The sequence below is a fragment of the Pseudomonas sp. NFPP25 genome (assembly GCF_900116505.1).
Classification (GTDB): Bacteria; Pseudomonadota; Gammaproteobacteria; order Pseudomonadales; family Pseudomonadaceae; genus Aquipseudomonas; species Aquipseudomonas protegens.
Genome location: NZ_FPBG01000008.1, coordinates 169,805 through 188,192 on the forward strand (window position 1 = coordinate 169,805; position 18,388 = coordinate 188,192).

The window sequence follows — 18,388 nt, forward strand, 5'->3', positions numbered from 1 at the left end:
CTACAGCACCGCCACTAACCCCGGGGCACGTAATACAATCCCCGCCCCCGCCGCCTGAAGGATCAGCCATGTCCGTCACCAATCCCAAAGTCATCGATTTCTGGGGGATCTCCAAGGAGGCTCCCAACGACCTGCTACTGGTGATGACCGACCACCTCGAATGGGGCGACAAGGCGGAACAAGGCGAGCACTTGCTCGTGCTGCAAGAGAAAATCAACAGCTACATCGCCTTCATCGAAAGTGGCGAGATCTACACCGAGATCCCCGGCGCCTATGGCAAGTACCCGATCATCCGGGTCATTGGCTTGTATGAATTGCCCGCGCAGGCCGAGTACTTCATGGCCCGGGTCACCGAAACCCTGAATGACGTGGGCATTGGCTTTGAGTTCGAGCTCAGGGCCGACGAGAGGATTCGCAACATGTAGCCGGGCCGGGCACGGCGCTGCCTCAGGCAGGCTTGATCACAGCCTGGTTGAGGGCAATCACATCCACATGCTGCTGGTGCGAGAAGTGCTCGATCACGTCTTGCAGGTGCACATGCTCCAGGCCATTGGCCGCCATGTCGGCTGAAGCGTTGATAAGGAACTCACCCAGCGCCCTGAGCGTGTCCGGCTCGGCGAGAACGGTCAGCAGCCTCCCTCAGCCCTCTTTCTGCAACCGCGCAATCAAGGTGTCGATAAAGAACGCCAGGCTTTCTGGCAATACCCGCTTGGGCATGGTCAGCACCTGAATGTCCCGATCGCCCAAGCGCGGGTTGGACAGGGGCACCGATACCAGCCCATCCATCCCCTGCCCTTCGCCGCTGATGGCGCTGGCAAAGGCCACCGTGTCGGACTGGCGCACAAACTCATGCAGGGCCCCGGAGAAGTTGCAGGTCATCACCTGATCGAAGCTCAGGCCGTCCATCTGGCACACCAGGTCCAGCAGTTGCCGCTGTGTGGTGCCCTTGGGCGTCAAGGCCACGGGAAACGCCTGCACCTGCTCCAGTGACAGCACCCCGGCGCTGGCCAGCGGATGCCCGGCGCGCATCAGGGCGCGAATCGGCGAGCGGATCGAGTAGCACACGTTGACCCCCTCCACCGGCTCGGTGCTGAAGGTCAGCCCCACGTCCGCCTCGCCCCGGCGAATGCGCTGCACGCACTCGTGGGGCGAGATCACGTCCAGGCGGTACTCGGCTCCGGGCCGCAGGCGGTAATGCTCCAGCAGCACCCGGGGCAGGAAATACCGCGACAGGCCCTCGGTGGATACCAGGCGGATCACCTTGGCCCCCGGGTAACCCTCGCCCCGCAGTTCGGCGAGGATGTTCTCCTGTTCCAGCCAGGTGCGCCGGGCGTGTTCGGCCAGGGCTTCGCCAGCGGCGGTGAGTTGCATGCCCCGCGGGCGCCGCTCGAACAGCGCCACGCCAACGCTCTCTTCCAGTAGGGCGATCTGCCGGCTCACCGCGCTGGGGGCGATGTGCAAACGCTCCCCCGCCGCGGCCAGGGAGCCGGCATCGATCACCGCCAGAAAATACCGATAGTCCATCTGCATCCCCTTGCCAGGCATCCAATTTTTAGAATCATGCCTTCAAAAAACAGCAATATACAGATGCCTTTGCCAACTCCACCATGGGCCCGTTCCCTTGCCCGACCGGAGTTGCAATGACCAAGCAAGCTGCCCTCGCCGGCGTTCGCCAGTACCTGGACGACGGCCACTTTGAACAGGACCTGCGACGCCGGGTGGCGTTTCGCAGTGACAGCCAGGACCCGGCCCACGCCAGCGAGTTGCCGCGCTACCTGCTGGAGGAAATCCAGCCGCTGCTGCAGCGCCTGGGCTTCGACTGCCACATGCTGGCCAACCCCGAGGCCGGTGGGCCGTTCCTGATTGCAACGCGCCTGGAAGACCCAGCCCTGCACACAGTGCTCAGCTACGGCCACGGCGACGTGGTGCCGGGTTACGCCGAACAGTGGCGCGCGGGCCTGAATCCCTGGCAGCTGACCCTGGAGGGCGAACGCTGGTACGGCCGTGGCACCGCCGACAACAAGGGCCAGCACAGCATCAACCTGACCGCCCTGGAGCAAGTGCTCAAGGCCCGCGACGGGCGCCTGGGCTTCAACCTCAAGCTGCTGTTCGAGATGGGCGAGGAAGCCGGTTCCCCGGGGCTGCGCCAGCTGTGCCAGGAGCAGCGAGAGTTGCTGCGGGCCGATGTGTTTATCGCCTCCGACGGCCCACGGCTGAATCAGGCCCGGCCGACGCTGTTCCTTGGCTCCCGCGGCTCGGCGCAGTTCCGCCTGGAGGTCAACACCCGGGACAAGGGCCTGCACTCGGGCAACTGGGGCGGGGTGATGAGCAACCCCGGCGTGGTACTGGCCAACGCCCTGGCCAGCCTGGTGGACCAGAACGGCCGCATCCGCTGCCGCGAACTGCTGCCGGCGAACATTCCCGACAACGTGCGCGCCGCCATCGTCGACCTGGAGATCCAGCGCGAGTCCCTGGGCCGCCCTCTGGACGAACACTGGGGCGAACCGGGGCTGACCCTGGGCGAGCGCCTGTTCGCCTGGAACACCCTGGAAATCCTCGCCTTCAGCGCCGGCAACCCGCAAAAGCCGGTGAACGCGATTCCGCCCCGGGCCGTGGCCTTCTGCCAATTGCGCTTTGTCCTCGGCACGCCCTGGCAGCAGCTGGAAAGCCTGCTGCGGGCGCACCTGGACCGTGAAGGTTTCAGCCAGGTGGAGATCGTCATGGAGCGCTGCTCCCCGGCCACCCGCCTGGACCCGGACAACCCCTGGGTCAGGTTCGCCAAGACCTCGATTGCAGGTAGCAGTGCGCAGCGCCTGGCGCTGTTGCCGAACCTGGCGGGCACCCTGCCCAACGACATCTTCGCCGAAGTGCTGGGGCTGCCGACCCTGTGGATTCCCCACTCCTACCCCGGCTGCTCGCAGCACGCCCCGGACGAACACCTGCTGCTGCCGGTGATTCGTGAAGGCCTGGAGATCATGACGGCCCTGTTCTGGGACCTGGGGGACCTGCCCCGGACCTGAGGCCATCGCTTACCCCGCCCGGCCCTGGCCGGGCACCTGTCGCTCAAAATCCAACAATAAGCAGGAGCGTCCTGTATGACAGCGTTAGCCACCACCTCGACCGCGCCCCGGGTCGAACCCAAGGCCCTGTGGAAACCCATAGGCGCCGCCCTGATCGGCAACACCCTGGAGTGGTTCGACCTGTCGATCTACGCCTACTTCGCCCTGACCATCAGCCAGGTGTTCTTTCCCACCGCGGACCCGACCTTCTCCCTGCTGCTGGCCTTCGCCACCTTCGGCATCTCGTTCCTGATCCGCCCCCTGGGCGCGGCGGTACTGGGCTCCTACGCCGACCGCAAGGGCCGCAAGAAGGCCCTGACCCTGTCGATCCTGATCATGCTGACGGGCACCCTGCTGATCGCCATCATGCCCAGCTACGCCACCCTGGGCCTCGCCGCGCCGATCGGCATCCTCCTGGCCCGGCTGCTGCAAGGCTTCTCTGCCGGTGGCGAGTTCGGCACCTCCACCGCCTTCATGCTGGAACACGCGCCGCCGCGCACCCGGCACTTTGTCGCCAGCCTGCAATTCGCCAGCCAGGGCTTTGGCGTGGTCATCGCCTCGACCTTCGGCTACTTCCTGACCAAGCACCTCGATGCACAGCAGATGCTCGACTGGGGCTGGCGCGTGCCGTTCTTCTTCGGCCTGCTGCTGGGCCCGGTGGGCCTGTACATCCGCCGTACGGTGGACGAGTCGCCGGACTTCAAGGCCAGCGAACCGGGGGAACGCCCTTTGCGCGAAGTGCTGGTGACCCAGAAGACCCTGCTGCTGATCGCCATGGGCACCCTGGTGGTGTCGACCGCCTCGAACTACATGATCCAGTACATGCCCTCCTACGCCGCCACCAGCCTGAACATCGCCCAGTCCTCGGGCTTTTTGGCGACCCTTACCGGCGGCCTGATCCTGACCATCATCACGCCCATCGTCGGCTACCTGTCCGGCCATATCGGTCGCCTGAAAATCATGCTGGCAGCGGCGGTGGTCTATGCCGTGGCGATCCTGCCGGCGTTCTTCTGGCTCAACAGCCGCCCCAGCGCCAGCTCCCTGCTGCTGGTGGTAGCACTGATGGCCCTGATCAAAGCCGTGTACTTCGCCCCCCTGCCATCGCTGATGGCGGACATCTTCCCCGTGCGCACCCGCGTCACCGGCATGTCCCTGAGCTACAACCTGGGGGTCACGATCTTCGGCGGTTTTGCCCCGGTGATCGCTACCGGATTGATTGCCCTGACCGGCTCACAGCTGGCACCGAGTTTCTACCTGATGCTGGCGGCAGCGTTGAGCGTCGTAGCCCTGTTGATGGCGCGTAAAAAACTCGGAATGACCTGAGAGAGGGCCAAGCCAAACGCCGTGTAGGAGCCGGCTGCCGGCGAACAGGTCCTTGGGCCTTGCAGCGCCTGGACGGGCGCCTTCGCTGGCAAGCCAGCTCCTACTGCACCGGCAAGAAATTCATCAGCAGCAGGCTCTGCGCGTAATTGAACCCCACCCGCCGGTAGCGCTCATCGAGAATCTGCGTGAGCAAATCCAGGCGCGCGACGATCTTGCCGAACTCCACGGCAAAACTCAGGTTGCTGCCCTCCTCGGAAATCTCGTTGGAGAACAGCAACAGCACCCCATTGGCATCCTGGCGCTGGCTCAGCAGCCAGGTGGCCTTCTCGATATTGCGCGCGGCGTTGCTGATGAACTGCGGGTCGATGGTATCGGTCATGTAGAACTCGGTGCGCCCGCCATGGGCGGTCACCAGCATGCTGCCAATGGCATAGATGAACGCCCCCACCCGATCGCCCTGGAACTCCGGGCTCAGGGAATAGCTCAGGGCCGCCAGGTCGCGACGATCCCCCAGGGCCGGCAGCGGCTGGCGCTTTTCGATGGCATTGCGGATCTCGCGCTGGGCCGTGGTGCCATCGGGGAAACCCGACTTGCGCCACTGGCTGGGGTTGCGCAGGTAGAGCTTGCCCATCAGCAGGTACAGGCTCTGCAGGTTGTCGCGCATGCCGATGGTGGCCATGCGATCGACGCTGGTCTGGAAGAATTCGTCAGGCTTGCCTTCACGAAACTGTTTGGCAAAATCGCGCCCTTGCTGTTGGGTACAGGCCGTGGCGCCAAGCATCAGCAGCGCCACCAGGAACAGGCGCTGAAAGCGGGTTTGCATCATGCAAGAAGAGGGAGCGTAGGCCATCGGCACCGGGTCGGAATTCACGGGCTGCGGCGGGGATCGGCGCGGCCAGGCCAGGTGATAGAACGCAAAACTGTAAAAAAGTGCGATGGCCGCGGCCGGCCATCGCCAAATCGCTCGTTTACGAGCGTCGCAACTGACCGGGGGACACGATGATCTTGACGTTGTGCTCCTTGTTGTTGACCAGTTCCTCGAAGCCCTGGCCGACAATCTCTTCCAGCTGGATGCGCCCGGTCACCAGGGGCGAAATATCCAGCCGGCCATCGGCGATAAAGGCGATCACATCGGCGAACTCACCGTTGTAGGCCAGGGCCCCCAGCACCGTTTTCTCGGTGGCCACCAGCTCGAAGAAGTTGAACTCGCTGGGCTCTTCGAATATCCCCACCAGCACGCACTTGCCGGCCTTGCGGATCAGGTCGATGGCCAGCTTGGCGGTGTGCTTGTTGCCTATGCACTCAAAGCTGACATCGGCCCCCAGCCCGCCGGTCAGGCGCTTGACCTCGGCCAGGGCATCGCACTCCTTGGGGTCGAGCACGTGGGTCGCGCCCACCTCCAGGGCCTTGGCCTTGCGCGCGCCGGACATTTCCAGGGCGATCACCTGGGCCGCGCCGGCGGCCTTGGCGCACATGATGGTGCACAGGCCGATGGTGCCGGCGCCGACCACCACCACGTTCTGCCCCAACAAACTGCCGGCTTTTTTCACCGCGTGCATGCCCACCGCCAGCGGCTCGATCAGCGCTCCGGCCTCGGCGGGAAAGTTGGCCGGCAAGGCGTACAGCAGGTTGGCCGGCACGTTGACCAATTCGGCGAAGGCGCCGTTGTTCATCAGCCCGGTAAAGGCCAGGTTTTCGCAGATGTTGTACAGGCCGTGGGTGCAGTAGTAGCAGGTGCCGCAGTGCTGGCAGGCGTCGGCGGCCACCGGCTGGCCAACGCTGAAACCCTGGACCCCTTCGCCCAGGGCGACGATTTCGCCGCAGAACTCGTGGCCGAGGATGCACTGGCCCTTGATCCCGGTCAGCGGGTGCGGTGCGTCCACCGGAATGAACACCGGCCCGGCCACGTATTCGTGCAGGTCGGAGCCGCAGATGCCGCACCAATCGACGCGGATCTGCACCCAGCCGGCAGGCGGCGCGTCGGGCAGCGGTACGTCTTCGACGCGGATATCGTGGCGGCCGTGCCAGACCGCGGCACGCATGCTGGGAACAGGCTTGAGGGAAACACTCATCTTGGCTTCTCCTTATTCTTGTAGAGCTGCGACGGCCCCCTGGCCGCCGCAGAACACCTCAGTGCTGCTGGATAAAGTCGAGGATCAGGCGGTTGACCTGCTCCGCCGCTTCCATCTGCAGCATGTGCCCCTGCCCCGGCAGCACCTCGATCTGCGCCTTGAGATCGGCGCTGTGGCTCACCGGAATGATCCGGTCGTCGCTGCCCCAGATCACCAGCACCGGCTGCGGGCCGTCCTGCACCACCGGGCGCAGGTCGGCCTGCTGGCGGCCGTCGGCGAACAGGTTGCCGGCCAACTGCCCGAGGGCCGCCTGCACCCCTTCCAGGCGCTTGTACTTGAGCATGTCGTCGAGCATCTGCCGGTTCACCAGCTCGGCGTTGGAGAACAGCTGCACCAGCTGCGGCTTGAGCGCATTGCGGTTGCTGGCCTCGACAAAACCTTGCAGGTAGTCGCCGTTGATCTCGCGGCCCAGCCCGGCGCTGCCGATCAGGGTCAGGGTGCGCACGCAGTCCGGCGCCAGCCGCGCGGTGTTGAGGGACACCGCGCCGCCCATGGAGTGGCCCACCAGATGGGCCACGGGAATCTCCAGGTGATCCAGCAGCGCCAGCAGCACCTGGCTCAACTCGTCCAGGTCGCCCCGTTGCAGGGCCTTGGCCGACTCACCATGGCCCGGCAGGTCGAGGGCGATCACCCGGCGCCCGGCGGCCAGGGCTTCGTGGTTGAACAGCCAGTTGTTGAGGTCGCCGCCAAAGCCGTGCACCAGCAGCAGCGGCGTACCGCCTTCACCGCGCTCGAAATAGCGGATCAGGCGGCCGCCCAGTTCGACCTTCTGCGGCGCCGGGCCGCTATCTTCATCGGCGCTGTCGCCGGGCACGAAGCTGGCCTGGAACTGCTCGATCACCGCGTCGATCTCGGCGTCACTGGCCTCGCCATCGACCACGATGCCCAGCAGCGCGCCCACCGCCAGGGTCTCGTCCTGGCGGGCGATCTGCCGACGCAGGATGCCGGAGAACGGCGCCTCGACGCTGCTGGAGATCTTGTCGGTCTCCACGTCCAGCACTTCATCGCCCTTGCTGATGCTCTGGCCTTCTTCCTTGAGCCAGGCATCGACCCGGCCCTCGGTCATCGACAGGCCCCACTTGGGCATGGTCAGGGTATGGATCTGGCTCATCAGCGGCTCCACTCGATCACAGTGAGCACGGCTTTCTCGATCTTCGCCGCGTCGGGGATGTACAGGTCTTCCAGGGCGTCGGAGAACGGCACTGGGGTGTGGGGCGCGGTGACCATTTCAATCGGCGCCTTGAGGGAGGCGAAGGCTTTCTGCGCCACCAGGGCCGAGATGTCGGTGGCCATGGAGCAGCGTGGGTTGGCTTCGTCGATCACCACCAGGCGCCCGGTCTTCTCCACGCTTTCCAGGATGCTGTCTTCATCCAGCGGGCTGGTGGTGCGCAGGTCGATCACCTCGCAGTCGACGCCGCGCCCGGCCAAGCTGCGGGCCGCATCCAGGGCGGTGTTCACCGTGCGCCCGTAGGACACCAGGGTCACGTCCTTGCCGTCGCGCAGGAAGTTGGCCTCGCCGAAGGGAATCGCGTAGGACTCCTCCGGCACTTCGCCCTGCAGGCTGTAGAGCAGCTTGTGCTCGCAGAAGATCACCGGGTCGTTATCGCGGATGGCCTGGATCAGCAGGCCCTTGGCGTCGTAGGGCGACGAGGGGCAGACCACTTTCAGCCCGGGGATGTGGGTCCACAGCGAGGTCAGCATTTGCGAGTGCTGGGCCGCGGCGCGCAGGCCGGCGCCGACCATGGTGCGGATCACCAGCGGGGTCTGGGCCTTGCCGCCGAACATGTAGCGAAACTTCGCCGCCTGATTGAGGATCTGGTCCAGGCAGCAGCCGGCGAAGTCGACGAACATCAGCTCGCACACCGGGCGCACGCCACGGGTGGCGGCGCCGACCGCGGCGCCGACGTAGCCGATCTCCGACAGCGGGGTGTCCAGCACCCGCCCGGGGAATTGATGGTAGAGGCCCTTGGTCACCCCGAGCACGCCGCCCCAGGCGTCGTTGTCGCCGGGGGCGCCGGCGCCGCCCGCCACGTCTTCACCCATGATGAACACGCTGGGGTCGCGCCGCATTTCCTGGGCCAGGGCTTCGTTGATGGCCTGCTGGTAACTGATTTTTCTCGCCATGATGGTGGTCTCTTGTTGTTCTGTGGGGCGTTATGGATAAGCGACGTAGACGTCGCTGAGCAGGTCGGCGGGGCTCGGCTTGGGGTCGGACTTGGCCTTGCGCACCGCGTCTTCGATCAGCGCTTCCACGTCGGCATCGATCTGGTCCAGCTGGCTGGCCTGCACCAGGCCCGAACGGGTGGTGCGCTCGCGGAACTGCATCAGGCAGTCGTTGTGCTCGCGGTAATGCTTGACCTCGTCGGGGGCGCGGTAGGTCTGGGCGTCGCCCTCGAAGTGGCCGTAGTAGCGGGTCAGCTTGACCTCGATCAGCGACGGCCCCTCCCCGGCCCGGGCCCGCTCCACGGCGGCGCCGGCAGCTTCGTGCACGGCGAAGAAATCAAAACCGTCCACCGTCACTCCGGGCATGCCGAAACCGGCGGCGCGGTCGGCGATGTGGTCGCACGCCACCGACCAGTTGGAGGCCGTGGCTTCGGCGTAGCCGTTGTTCTCGGCGATGAACAGGCACGGCAGGTTCCACACCGAGGCCATGTTCATGGCCTCGAACACCGCGCCTTCGTTGGAGCCGCCGTCGCCGAAGAACACCACCGACACGCCGTCGGTGCCTTGCAGCCGGGCGGCCAGGGCCGCGCCCACCACCAGCGGCGCGCCGGCACCGACGATGCCGTTGGCGCCGAGCATGCCCTTCTCGAAATCGGCGATGTGCATGGAGCCGCCCTTGCCCTGGCAGACCCCGGTCTTCTTGCCGTAGATCTCCGCCATCATCCCGTAGACGTCCACGCCCTTGGCGATGCAATGGCCGTGGCCGCGGTGGTTGGAGGCGATGCAGTCGTCGTCGCGCAGGTGGGCCATGACCCCGGCGGCCGAGGCTTCTTCCCCGGCGTAGAGGTGGACGAAACCGGGGATCTCGCCGGTGGCGAATTCCACGTGCAGGCGTTCTTCGAATGCGCGGATGGTGCGCATCACCCGGTAGGCGTGGAGCAACTGGTCAGTGGTCAGGGATGTCGACATTTTTATTCTCCAGGGTGTCTTCGGACTGAAGGTTCACGGGGTGTTGCCGGTGATCGCGGTCGATGGCCAGCAGGCGCTGGCGCGCCGCGTGTTCCAGGACCGCGTTGACGTCGATGCTCAGCGGGCCGCCGGCATCCAGGGTGACCGTGGGCCGGTCGTGGGGGTTGAATTCGATCTCGCGCTCGCCATCCAGGGCCAGGGTGCCGGCGTTCAGGCACAGGGGCTGGGGCACATCGGGTTGCAGGTAGCCGGCCTCCAGCACCCCGCAGCCCTGCAGCAGGCCGGGGGCCAGGGGCACCAGCAGCGCCTCGGGGGATTGCGGGTCCAGGCGCATCCAGGCGCCGTGGGGTTCCTGGCGGGTGACCGGCAGCCACAGCCCGCAGAGCGCGGAAATGCCGATGGACTGCGGTTCGGCGAAGGTCACGAATACCTGGGCCAGATCGCTGGCGCGGCTGATGGCCCGGGCACCGACAAAGGCCAGGGGCGACACCGCCACATCCACCAGGGCCACTTCGCATAGGCCCCGGGACGGCTCGCGCACCAGCAGGCGCTTGTTGCGCCGCAGGGCGATCTCGGCGGGCACCCGGCCGCTGGCGTAGAGCCCGCCGGCCAGCCCGGCGCTGGTGGCTTCGCGCAGTTCCGGAAAGGCGTTGTTGGTGCCGGTGGACAGGGTCAGCAGCGGAATGTCGCCGACCTCGGCAGCCACCGCCTTGTGGGTGCCATCGCCACCGAGCACGGCGATCAGCGACACCCCGCGCTCGGCCATCCAGCGTGCGGCCTGGCGGGTGTCTTCGACGCTCTGGCGCAGGGTCAGGTCGAGAAACTCCAGGGCCGGCCAGTGCTGCTCCCGGGCCTGGCGGCTGCGGCTGTTCTTCTGCACCGCGGCGGCGATGCCGGTCATGTCGGTGGGCATCAGCACCTGCTCGATGCCGGTGGCGCCGAAGGCCGCCAGCAGGCGCTGGATCACCGAGACCTTGTCGGTACTGGAGAACAGGCCGGCGTTGGCGGTGAGGCGGCGCACATCACGGCCCGAAGCCGGGTTGGCGATGATGCCGACAGTGAGGGGGCGGCGGCTCATGGGCTCACCGCGGGCGGAGCACAGGCAGGAGAAAACATCGGGCACCTCGTTCTTATTCTTCGATGGGCCAGTCGGCGCGGGTTGCCAAGGGCTGGTTGCCAAGAGCCAGAGCAAGGCCGGTGCCAGTTATGGAAAAACCGCTGCAAAGGCCCGTGGCAGAGCGGCTGTTGCACTCGCCCGCAGGTGTCGGGAAGCCCTGCGCCTGAGACGTTGCATGTCAGGCTGCACGGGGCCTTGGCGAGACCCTGAGACGTTGCGTCTCAGCGCCCCCACGGCGCCGCCCGGTGCTTGTCGGGAGCCGCGGATCGGCGCTTAATGCGCCCACAACGATAAGAAGCTGCAACCGGAGGCCTTCATGCTTTCCGCACATTCAAAAGCCCATGTGGACTGCGTCAGCCGGGTCCTGAAAAACGCCGATCACCTGCCCCAGGCGCCGGTGCCGAGCCTGATCCTCGATTCCTGGCGCCGCTCCATGGAGCAGCACCAACTGGACCCCGGCTCGCTGCAGGGGCCGCGCATCCTGTCCGAAAACGTGCTCAAGGAATGCCGCGAGCGTTCCGAGCTGTTCCTGCGCATCGCCAGCGAAGAAGTGGCCCGCCTGCATGGCCGGGTGCGCGACGCCGACTACTGCGTGCTGCTCACCGACGCCCAAGGCCAGACCATCGACTACCGGGTGGAGTCCACCCTGCGCAACGACTGCCGCAAGGCCGGGCTGTACCTGGGCACCTGCTGGTCGGAGGGTGAAGAAGGCACCTGCGGCGTGGCGGCGGTGCTCACCGCGCGCACGCCGATCACCGTGCACAAGCGCGACCACTTTCGCGCCGCGTTCATCGGCCTGACCTGTTCCGCCGCCCCGGTGTTCGACCCCCAGGGCGAGTTGCTGGGGGTGCTGGACGTGTCGGCGGTGCGCTCCCCGGATGACCGTCGCTCCCAGCACCTGATCCGGCAGATGGTGGTGCAGAGCGCGCGGGAGATCGAACAGGCATTCTTCATGAACAGCGCCCAGGGCTACTGGGTGCTGCGGGCCCATGCCAGCCCCGGCTATGTCGACAGCCAGCCGGATTACCTGCTGGCCTGGGACGACGACGGTTGCCTGCGCGCGCTCAACCCGGCGGCGCGCCATTACCTGCTGCGGCGCTATGGCCGCTTGCCGCAGCACATCGCCCAGGTGTTCGACCCGCAGCTGTTGCAGCGCGCCCGCGACGAAGCCCTGTGCCCCCTTTCCGATAACCTCCACGGCCGCCTGCAAGCGCCAAGGCGCCCGGCACAGCGCCCGCGCCTGAGCCTGGCCGGAGAACCGCTGGACCCGCGGGTGGAACAGAGCCTGCGCCTGGCGGTGCGGGTCAAGGACCGCCACCTGCCGGTGCTGATCCAGGGCGAGACCGGTTCCGGCAAGGAAGTCTTCGCCCGCCAGCTGCACCAGGCCAGCCAGCGTCGGGACCGGCCCTTTGTCGCGGTGAACTGCGCGGCGATTCCCGAGAACCTGATCGAAAGCGAACTGTTCGGCTACGTCGCCGGGGCCTTTACCGGCGCTTCGAACAAGGGCATGCAGGGCCTGCTGCAACAGGCCGATGGCGGCACCCTGTTCCTCGATGAGATCGGCGACATGCCCCTGGCCTTGCAGACCCGCCTGCTGCGGGTGCTGGCCGAGGGTGAAGTGGCGCCCCTGGGGGCCGCGCAACGCAAGGCGGTGGATATCCAGGTGATCTGCGCCACCCACCGCGACCTGGAAGCGCTGGTGGCCGAAGGCAGCTTTCGCGAGGACCTATATTTCCGCCTCGGCGGCGCGCGTTTTCAGCTGCCACCGCTGCGCGAGCGCAGCGACCGGCTGGCGCTGATCACCCGGATTGTCGAAGAGGAATCCAAGCGCTGCGGTGCGCCGGTGCAACTGGGCAATGCGGCACTGGAATGCCTGCTGGGCTACCGCTGGCCGGGCAACGTGCGGCAATTGCGCCATGTGCTGCGCTACGCCTGCGCGGTGTGCGAAGGGCCGCTGATCCAACTGCATGATTTGCCCGAGCAACTGCGCGGCGCCGAGGCCGAAGGCGCCCTGCCCGCCCTGGAAACCGCCACCAGCCCCGAGCGCCAGGCCCTGCTGGACGCCCTGGTGCGCCACCGCTGGAAACCCGTGGCGGCGGCCAAGGCCCTGGGCATTTCCCGCGCCACCCTGTACCGCCGCGTGCAGCAGCACGGCATCCAGATGCCCGGCCGCAGCCCGGCCTAACCCACACCGACCGTAGGCGCCGGCTTGCCGGCGAGCAGGCCCTCGGATCAGGCGGTGATCTTGCGGGCGCCTTCGCTGGCAAGCCAGCTCCTACAAGGGACTGCGTGATGGGACGAAATCCGTAGGAGCCGGCTTGCCGGCGAACAGGCCCTCGGATGGGGCGGTGATCTTGCGGGCGCCTTCGCTGGCAAGCCAGCTCCTACAACGGACTGCGTGACGGGACGAAATCCGTAGAAGCCGGGATGTCGTGGAATCAGGCGGGGGCTGGCTGGAAACGGGCGCGGTAGCGCCCAGGGCTTTCGCCGGTCCATTTCTTGAACGCGCGGTGGAAGGCGCTGGGCTCCTGGAAGCCGGTGAGTTCGGCGATCTCGCTGATGCTGACGGAGGTGCGCCGTAGCAGCTCGACGGCGACGCCGCGGCGCACTTCGTCCTTGATTTCCTGGTACGAGCCGCCTTCGCGCTCCAGGCGCCGGCGCAGGGTGCTGGCGCTCATCTGCACTTCGCGGGCGAAGGCTTCCAGGGTCGGCCACTGGCTGTAGTGGCTGCCCCGCAGGCGCTGGTGCACCTGGGTGGTCAGCCCGTGCTGGTTGCGAAAGCGGATCACCAGCCACTGCGGTGCGCTGCGCAGGAACACCTTGAGCGAGGCCAGGTCCTGGACCACCGGCAGGCGCAGGAAGCGGCTGGCGAATTCGATCTCGGTGCGCCCGGCGTTCCAGCTCAGGTTGCTGCCCCACAGCAGCGCATCGTCGCTGAGGCTCAGGCGTGAATGACGAAAATCGGCGCGGTCGATGGGAATCCGTCGCCCGCCGAGCCAGCACAACAGGCTGATAACCAGCACCAGCAGGGTTTCCTCGGCGTAGTGGCTGCGCAGCGGGTCGGCGCAGCGGCTGTCGAGGCTGATCACCGCACGCTTGCCCCGCAGGCTGAGGCTGGCGCGGACGTCCCGCAGGAACAGGCCGAAGTTGTTCAGGCACTGGCGCAGGGCCTTTTCCAGGTTGGGCTCCTGGATCAGCCCGCGGCAGATCAGGGCAAAGGCCCCCGGCGGCATGCCGCGGGAGTCGAGCTGGAAGAATTCGTCCTGCAACTCGCGGATCTGGATCAGCCACAGCGCGGCAAAGGCACTGCCGGGCACCCGTGCCCGGGGCTGGTCGAGCAACGCCGGGTCGATGCCGGCCTCGCGCAGCACGGCCGCCAGCCGCGCCGGCTGCTGGCGCAGGGCGTGGGTCATCACCCGGACAAAGTAGACCGCGACCGAATCCGATTCACGCATGTAGAGGCTGTGCTCCCGTAGCTGGACCTATGGCAAAAAACGCCAGCACGCTTGACCGCTTTCGGCATAGGCCGGCCACCGCGCCGGGCTCTAGACTCGCGCTGGATAACGCGCTGTGCAAGGCAACCGCGCCATGCTCCGCGAAGGCAATGAACAAAGGAAGAGCTGAAGATGAATCTTGCGAATATCGGGGTGATCGGCGCCGGCACCATGGGCAACGGCATCGCCCAGGTCTGCGCCCAGGCGGGCTTTGACGTGACCCTGCTGGACATCGCCCAGGGCGCCCTGGAAAAGGCCCTGGCCACCATCGGCAAGAACCTCGACCGCCAGGTGAGCAAGGGCACCCTCGGCGAAGACGACAAGCTCGCCGCCCTGGGCCGGATCCGCATCAGCACCGACTACGGCGTGCTCAAGGATGCGCAACTGGTGATCGAAGCCGCCACCGAGAACCTCGACCTCAAGCTCAAGGTGCTGCAGCAGATCGCCGCCCAGGTCAGCGCCGAGTGCGTGATCGCCTCCAACACCTCGTCGCTGTCGATCACCCAACTGGCCGCCAGCGTCAGCGCGCCCGAGCGGTTCATCGGCCTGCACTTCTTCAACCCGGTGCCGGTGATGGGCCTGATCGAGGTGATCCGTGGCCTGCAGACCAGCGACGCGACCCACGCCCTGGCCATGAATATGGCCCAGCGCCTGGGCAAGACCGCGATCACCGCCGGCAACCGCCCGGGTTTTGTGGTCAACCGCATCCTGGTGCCGATGATCAACGAGGCGATCCTGGTGTTCCAGGAAGGCCTGGCCAGCGCCGAGGACATCGACGCCGGCATGCGCCTGGGCTGCAACCAGCCGATCGGCCCGCTGGCCCTGGCCGACCTGATCGGCCTGGACACCCTGCTGGCGATCCTTGAAGCCTTCTACGACGGCTTCAACGACAGCAAGTACCGCCCCGCGCCGCTGCTCAAGGAAATGGTTGCCGCCGGCTACCTGGGGCGCAAGACCGGTCGGGGTTTCCATCACTATGGCTGAGCGTTGCTCACGCTTTGCCGAAAGCCGCGACAAGGCCCTGGAGCTGTTCGCCAGCAAGGGCTTCGGCCAGGTCGGCATGCGTGAGCTGGCGAGCCATCTGGGGCTGACCCCGGGCTCGCTGTACCACCATTACCCGAGCAAGCAGCACCTGTTGCTGGACCTGATCGAGGAGTTCTTCGATGAGCTGCACAGCACCCTCAAGCGCCTGCAACGGCGCAAGTTGCAGGGCGACTGCCTGCCGGCGCTGATCCGCGCCCACCTGAAGCTGCACCGGGAATTGCCGCGGCATTTCCGCCTGGTGGAGCGCGACAGCGGCTGCCTCAATCCCGACCAGCAACTGCGGGTCGGGCAATTGCGCGAGCGCTACGAACAACAGCTGGTGCAGTTGCTGGGCACCCCGACCGGCCTTGGCCCACAGGCGCAGCGCGCCGCGGCCCATGCTTTGGCCAACCTGCTCAACAGCGCCCCCAGCTGGTTCAGCGAACAACCCCTGGCCGAGCGTGAACGCGAAGCCCTGTTGGAAAACCTGCTGAGCGGCGCCATCGAGCGGCTGCTGGGCGGCGTGCCCGTGCGCAGCGCGGTGGCCTGAGCCTCAGCGCAGGTGCAGCGGGTCTACCAGCCCGGCGGCAATAGCCATGCCCACCAATTCCGGCAGGTGTTCGGCCTGCATGCGTTTCATCACCCGTGAGCGATACAGGTCGATGGTCTTGATGCTGACCCCCAGTTGCTCGGCAATTTCCCGGTTGGTGTAGCCCTGCACCAGCGGCAGCAACACGTCTTTCTCCCGTGGCGTCAGGCTTTCCAGCAACCGTTGCACCCGGGCCTGCCCGGCACTCTGGTTCTGATGGCGGTCGGCGCGGCTCAGGGCCTGCTGCACGCTGTCCAGCAACAGCTGTTCGTTGTAGGGCTTTTCAATGAAATCCACCGCCCCGGCCTTGAACGCGCGGACCACGATGGGCACGTCGGCGTGGCCGCTGACAAAGATCAGCGGCAGGCGGATATCGCGCTGGCGCAGCTCTTCCTGGACGTTCAGCCCGCCCATGCCGGGCATGCGCACATCCAGCAGCACGCAGGCGTTCAGGCTCGGGTCGCAGTGTTCGAGAAACTCGCGGCCACTGGTGAAGGGCAGCGCCTTGAGCCCCACCGACTCCAGGAGCCAGACGGTGGAGTCGAGCATGCCCGGGTCGTCGTCGACCACATACACCAGTTGCTGCGCCACACTCGTCATTGCCTTGCTCCTGTCGTTGCGGGGGAAGTTGCCTGGGACGTTGCCGAGGGGTCGGCCGGGGCACTGGCCGGCAGCCGGCAGCACATGCGCAGGCCGACGGCCTGGGGCTGGGCCTGCAAGTCGCCGCCAAAGCCCTCGACGATGCTGCGGCTCATGGACAGCCCGAGCCCCAGGCCATTGGCCTTGCTGGTGTAGAACGGGGTGAACAGCTGCGGCAGTTGCTCGGCGCAGACACCGGGGCCCTGGTCGCTGACGCTGATCTGCACCCCGCCTTCGGCCGTCGCCTCGGCGGCCAGCACAATGTGCGAGCCCTGCTGCCCATGCACTTCGCGGTTGGCCTCGATGGCGTTGCGCAGCAGGTTCAGCAGTACCTGCTCCAGCAGCACCCGGTCGGCGTACACCGGCGGCAGATTATCCGCCAGCTGCAAGTCGATCGTCACCTGGCTGGCCTGGGATTCCCAGGCACACAGGCGCACGGTTTCCCGGGCCACTTCGGCGATGTCCAGGGCCTGCACCCGGCGCCCGCCCTTGCGCAAAAAGGCCCGCAGGCGCTTGATCACTTCGGCGGCGTGGGTCGCCTGCTCGGCAATCCGTTCCAGGCCCTGGGCCACCTTGCGGGCGGCCTCGGGCTGGGTGCCCAGGGCCTGCAAGTAGCGCTGGCTGGCATTGGCGTAGTTGACCACTGCGGCCAGCGGCTGGTTGATCTCGTGGGCGATGCCCGAGGCCAGTTCGCCCAGGGTCACCAGGCGCGCGGTGTGGGCCAGTTCGTCCTGGTGATGGCGCTGCTGGGCTTCGCGCAGTTCGCGCTCGCTCTGGTCGTGGGCCACCAGGGAATAGAAACGCTCGCCACTGGCCGCGCGGTGGGCCAGGAGCATCAGCGAGACCGGCACCGAGGCGCCGCCGGCCGGCGGTTGCAGGCGCGCCTCGATGCTCCAGCGGCCGCTGTGTTCAGCGCGGTCCCAGCCTTCGCGTTGCAGGCTGTCGAGTACCGCAGCGCTGAGGATGGCCGCCAGTGGCGGCATTGCCTGCCCGTCGCCGAGCCCCAGGGTGCGCCGCGCCGCCGGGTTGAGATAGGTGACCGCGCCGCCGGGCTGGATGAACAGCACCGGGTCGGGGTTGGCCTCTACCACTTCCGCCAGGCGCCGCTTGTTCTCTTCGGCCTGGACCCGGGCGGTGATGTCCCGGGACACCGCCACCACTTCCACCACGGTGCCGGTGTAGGTGTCGCGAATGCCGCGGCAGGCGGTTTCGAACCACAGGTAGTGGCCGTCGCGATGGCGGATGCGATAGGTCATGGTGTGGTAGCCGTCCTGCTCCAGGGCATCGCGGGTGCGCTGCATCAGCCCGGCCAGGTCCTGGCTGTGGAACAGGCTGCGGGCCAGGCGCCCGCGCAGTTGCTCGGGCCAGTAGCCGAGCAGGGTCCAGGAGGCCGGTGAGGCGTCGAGGAAGCTGCCGTCCGGGGTGTGCCGGGAAATCAGGTCAGTGGTGTTTTCGGTGATCAGGCGGTACAGGCGCCGGGCCTTGGCCGACTCGCGCTCGGCCCGGACCTGGGCCGTGGCTTCCTGGCAGCGCGCCAGTACCCGCTGGCGATGCGGATCGGGGATAAAGCTCCAGAGCAGGATGCGCTCCCCCCACTGGGCTTCCACCTGCTCGATGGCGCGCTGCTGCTCCAGGCAGGCCAGCACCAGGGCCGGGTGGTTGACCGGCAGCAGGGCCGCGAGATCGCCAGTGGCCGCACCGTCCAGCCATTGGCGCAGTGCCGGGTTGAGGTCCAGCGGCTGCGCCTGGGCGTCCAGCAGCAGGCTGGGTTGCGGGTCGTGGCCGAGCCAGGGCGAGTCCGGCAACTGGCCTTCACGCTGCAGGCGCAGCCAGTGACGCAGGTGGGTAGAGTCGGGCATGGTCGATCAGTCTCGCGGCCG

At 67.0% G+C, this 18,388-nt stretch carries 16 protein-coding genes; 6 read left to right on the forward strand and 10 right to left on the reverse strand.

What is annotated here, in order from left to right; genetic code table 11:
- The first annotated feature begins 68 nt into the window (after positions 1 to 68).
- On the forward strand, positions 69 to 425 hold the full coding sequence (locus BM382_RS28275; RefSeq protein ID WP_015634966.1) for a DUF6572 domain-containing protein: 357 nt from the start codon (positions 69 to 71) through the stop codon (positions 423 to 425).
- Positions 426 to 639: 214 nt separating this feature from the next.
- On the opposite strand, the gene BM382_RS28280 is transcribed toward BM382_RS28275, so the two are convergent.
- A complete protein-coding gene (locus tag BM382_RS28280) occupies positions 640 to 1,524 on the reverse strand; it encodes a LysR family transcriptional regulator (protein ID WP_011060477.1) in 885 nt (294 codons plus the stop codon).
- 116 nt (positions 1,525 to 1,640) lie between these two features.
- On the opposite strand from BM382_RS28280, the gene BM382_RS28285 reads away from it, so the two are divergent.
- Both BM382_RS28285 and BM382_RS28290 read left to right on the forward strand, forming a co-directional pair.
- Positions 1,641 to 3,020: a M20 family metallopeptidase gene (locus BM382_RS28285; protein WP_072444781.1), complete on the forward strand. Its 1,380-nt coding sequence runs from the start codon at positions 1,641 to 1,643 to the stop codon at positions 3,018 to 3,020.
- 75 nt (positions 3,021 to 3,095) lie between these two features.
- On the forward strand, positions 3,096 to 4,382 hold the full coding sequence (locus tag BM382_RS28290) for an MFS transporter (RefSeq protein WP_011060475.1): 1,287 nt from the start codon (positions 3,096 to 3,098) through the stop codon (positions 4,380 to 4,382).
- A gap of 100 nt (positions 4,383 to 4,482) precedes the next feature.
- Here BM382_RS28290 and BM382_RS28295 read toward each other — a convergent pair whose 3' ends face one another.
- From BM382_RS28295 to BM382_RS28320, 6 genes are all read right to left on the reverse strand, one after another.
- Positions 4,483 to 5,208 carry a hypothetical protein gene (locus BM382_RS28295; protein WP_026020167.1) on the reverse strand — a complete coding sequence of 242 codons (726 nt, stop codon included), beginning with the start codon at positions 5,206 to 5,208 and terminating at the stop codon, positions 4,483 to 4,485.
- A 142-nt stretch (positions 5,209 to 5,350) separates the two neighbouring features.
- Complete coding sequence (locus BM382_RS28300; protein ID WP_011060473.1) at positions 5,351 to 6,424, reverse strand: 2,3-butanediol dehydrogenase; 1,074 nt, start codon at positions 6,422 to 6,424, stop codon at positions 5,351 to 5,353.
- Positions 6,425 to 6,512: 88 nt separating this feature from the next.
- On the reverse strand, positions 6,513 to 7,625 hold the full coding sequence (locus BM382_RS28305; RefSeq protein ID WP_072444783.1) for an acetoin dehydrogenase dihydrolipoyllysine-residue acetyltransferase subunit: 1,113 nt from the start codon (positions 7,623 to 7,625) through the stop codon (positions 6,513 to 6,515).
- Entirely contained in the window at positions 7,625 to 8,638 is a 1,014-nt protein-coding gene (locus BM382_RS28310) for an alpha-ketoacid dehydrogenase subunit beta (protein ID WP_019094731.1), read from the reverse strand. The genes BM382_RS28305 and BM382_RS28310 overlap by 1 nt, the downstream gene beginning before the upstream one ends.
- A gap of 30 nt (positions 8,639 to 8,668) precedes the next feature.
- On the reverse strand, positions 8,669 to 9,646 hold the full coding sequence (locus tag BM382_RS28315; protein WP_072444785.1) for a thiamine pyrophosphate-dependent dehydrogenase E1 component subunit alpha: 978 nt from the start codon (positions 9,644 to 9,646) through the stop codon (positions 8,669 to 8,671).
- Positions 9,624 to 10,724 carry an ATP-NAD kinase family protein gene (locus tag BM382_RS28320; RefSeq protein WP_072444852.1) on the reverse strand — a complete coding sequence of 367 codons (1,101 nt, stop codon included), beginning with the start codon at positions 10,722 to 10,724 and terminating at the stop codon, positions 9,624 to 9,626. Before BM382_RS28320 ends, BM382_RS28315 begins: the two co-directional genes overlap by 23 nt.
- A 355-nt stretch (positions 10,725 to 11,079) precedes the next feature.
- On the opposite strand from BM382_RS28320, the gene BM382_RS28325 reads away from it, so the two are divergent.
- Entirely contained in the window at positions 11,080 to 12,948 is a 1,869-nt protein-coding gene (locus BM382_RS28325; RefSeq protein ID WP_019094734.1) for a sigma-54-dependent Fis family transcriptional regulator, read from the forward strand.
- A gap of 253 nt (positions 12,949 to 13,201) precedes the next feature.
- Here the strand turns inward: BM382_RS28325 and BM382_RS28330 are convergent, their stop codons facing one another.
- Complete coding sequence (locus BM382_RS28330; RefSeq protein ID WP_019095105.1) at positions 13,202 to 14,218, reverse strand: AraC family transcriptional regulator; 1,017 nt, start codon at positions 14,216 to 14,218, stop codon at positions 13,202 to 13,204.
- Positions 14,219 to 14,389: 171 nt separating this feature from the next.
- Here BM382_RS28330 and BM382_RS28335 point away from each other — a divergent pair, with 171 nt between their 5' ends.
- Positions 14,390 to 15,241 (forward strand): 3-hydroxybutyryl-CoA dehydrogenase, encoded by an 852-nt coding sequence (locus BM382_RS28335; protein ID WP_015634954.1) that lies wholly within the window; start codon positions 14,390 to 14,392, stop codon positions 15,239 to 15,241.
- Entirely contained in the window at positions 15,234 to 15,830 is a 597-nt protein-coding gene (locus tag BM382_RS28340; protein ID WP_011060465.1) for a TetR/AcrR family transcriptional regulator, read from the forward strand. The genes BM382_RS28335 and BM382_RS28340 overlap by 8 nt, the downstream gene beginning before the upstream one ends.
- A 3-nt stretch (positions 15,831 to 15,833) precedes the next feature.
- On the opposite strand, the gene BM382_RS28345 is transcribed toward BM382_RS28340, so the two are convergent.
- The gene (locus BM382_RS28345) at positions 15,834 to 16,469 is read right to left on the reverse strand and encodes a response regulator transcription factor (RefSeq protein ID WP_015634952.1); all 636 of its coding nucleotides are present in this window, start codon (positions 16,467 to 16,469) and stop codon (positions 15,834 to 15,836) included.
- Complete coding sequence (locus BM382_RS28350) at positions 16,466 to 18,367, reverse strand: PAS domain-containing sensor histidine kinase (RefSeq protein WP_072444787.1); 1,902 nt, start codon at positions 18,365 to 18,367, stop codon at positions 16,466 to 16,468. Before BM382_RS28350 ends, BM382_RS28345 begins: the two co-directional genes overlap by 4 nt.
- Positions 18,368 to 18,388: the final 21 nt, after the last annotated feature.

What these genes read in the sequence shown, in the direction of transcription:
- BM382_RS28275 (WP_015634966.1), top strand. Translation starts at nt 69, where the DNA reads ATGTCCGTCACCAATCCCAAAGTCATCGATTTCTGGGGGATCTCCAAG.
- BM382_RS28280 (WP_011060477.1), bottom strand. Translation starts at nt 1,524, where the DNA reads ATGGACTATCGGTATTTTCTGGCGGTGATCGATGCCGGCTCCCTGGCC.
- BM382_RS28285 (WP_072444781.1), top strand. Translation starts at nt 1,641, where the DNA reads ATGACCAAGCAAGCTGCCCTCGCCGGCGTTCGCCAGTACCTGGACGAC.
- BM382_RS28290 (WP_011060475.1), top strand. Translation starts at nt 3,096, where the DNA reads ATGACAGCGTTAGCCACCACCTCGACCGCGCCCCGGGTCGAACCCAAG.
- BM382_RS28295 (WP_026020167.1), bottom strand. Translation starts at nt 5,208, where the DNA reads ATGATGCAAACCCGCTTTCAGCGCCTGTTCCTGGTGGCGCTGCTGATG.
- BM382_RS28300 (WP_011060473.1), bottom strand. Translation starts at nt 6,424, where the DNA reads ATGCGTGCCGCGGTCTGGCACGGCCGCCACGATATCCGCGTCGAAGAC.
- BM382_RS28305 (WP_072444783.1), bottom strand. Translation starts at nt 7,625, where the DNA reads ATGAGCCAGATCCATACCCTGACCATGCCCAAGTGGGGCCTGTCGATG.
- BM382_RS28310 (WP_019094731.1), bottom strand. Translation starts at nt 8,638, where the DNA reads ATGGCGAGAAAAATCAGTTACCAGCAGGCCATCAACGAAGCCCTGGCC.
- BM382_RS28315 (WP_072444785.1), bottom strand. Translation starts at nt 9,646, where the DNA reads ATGTCGACATCCCTGACCACTGACCAGTTGCTCCACGCCTACCGGGTG.
- BM382_RS28320 (WP_072444852.1), bottom strand. Translation starts at nt 10,724, where the DNA reads ATGAGCCGCCGCCCCCTCACTGTCGGCATCATCGCCAACCCGGCTTCG.
- BM382_RS28325 (WP_019094734.1), top strand. Translation starts at nt 11,080, where the DNA reads ATGCTTTCCGCACATTCAAAAGCCCATGTGGACTGCGTCAGCCGGGTC.
- BM382_RS28330 (WP_019095105.1), bottom strand. Translation starts at nt 14,218, where the DNA reads ATGCGTGAATCGGATTCGGTCGCGGTCTACTTTGTCCGGGTGATGACC.
- BM382_RS28335 (WP_015634954.1), top strand. Translation starts at nt 14,390, where the DNA reads ATGAATCTTGCGAATATCGGGGTGATCGGCGCCGGCACCATGGGCAAC.
- BM382_RS28340 (WP_011060465.1), top strand. Translation starts at nt 15,234, where the DNA reads ATGGCTGAGCGTTGCTCACGCTTTGCCGAAAGCCGCGACAAGGCCCTG.
- BM382_RS28345 (WP_015634952.1), bottom strand. Translation starts at nt 16,469, where the DNA reads ATGACGAGTGTGGCGCAGCAACTGGTGTATGTGGTCGACGACGACCCG.
- BM382_RS28350 (WP_072444787.1), bottom strand. Translation starts at nt 18,367, where the DNA reads ATGCCCGACTCTACCCACCTGCGTCACTGGCTGCGCCTGCAGCGTGAA.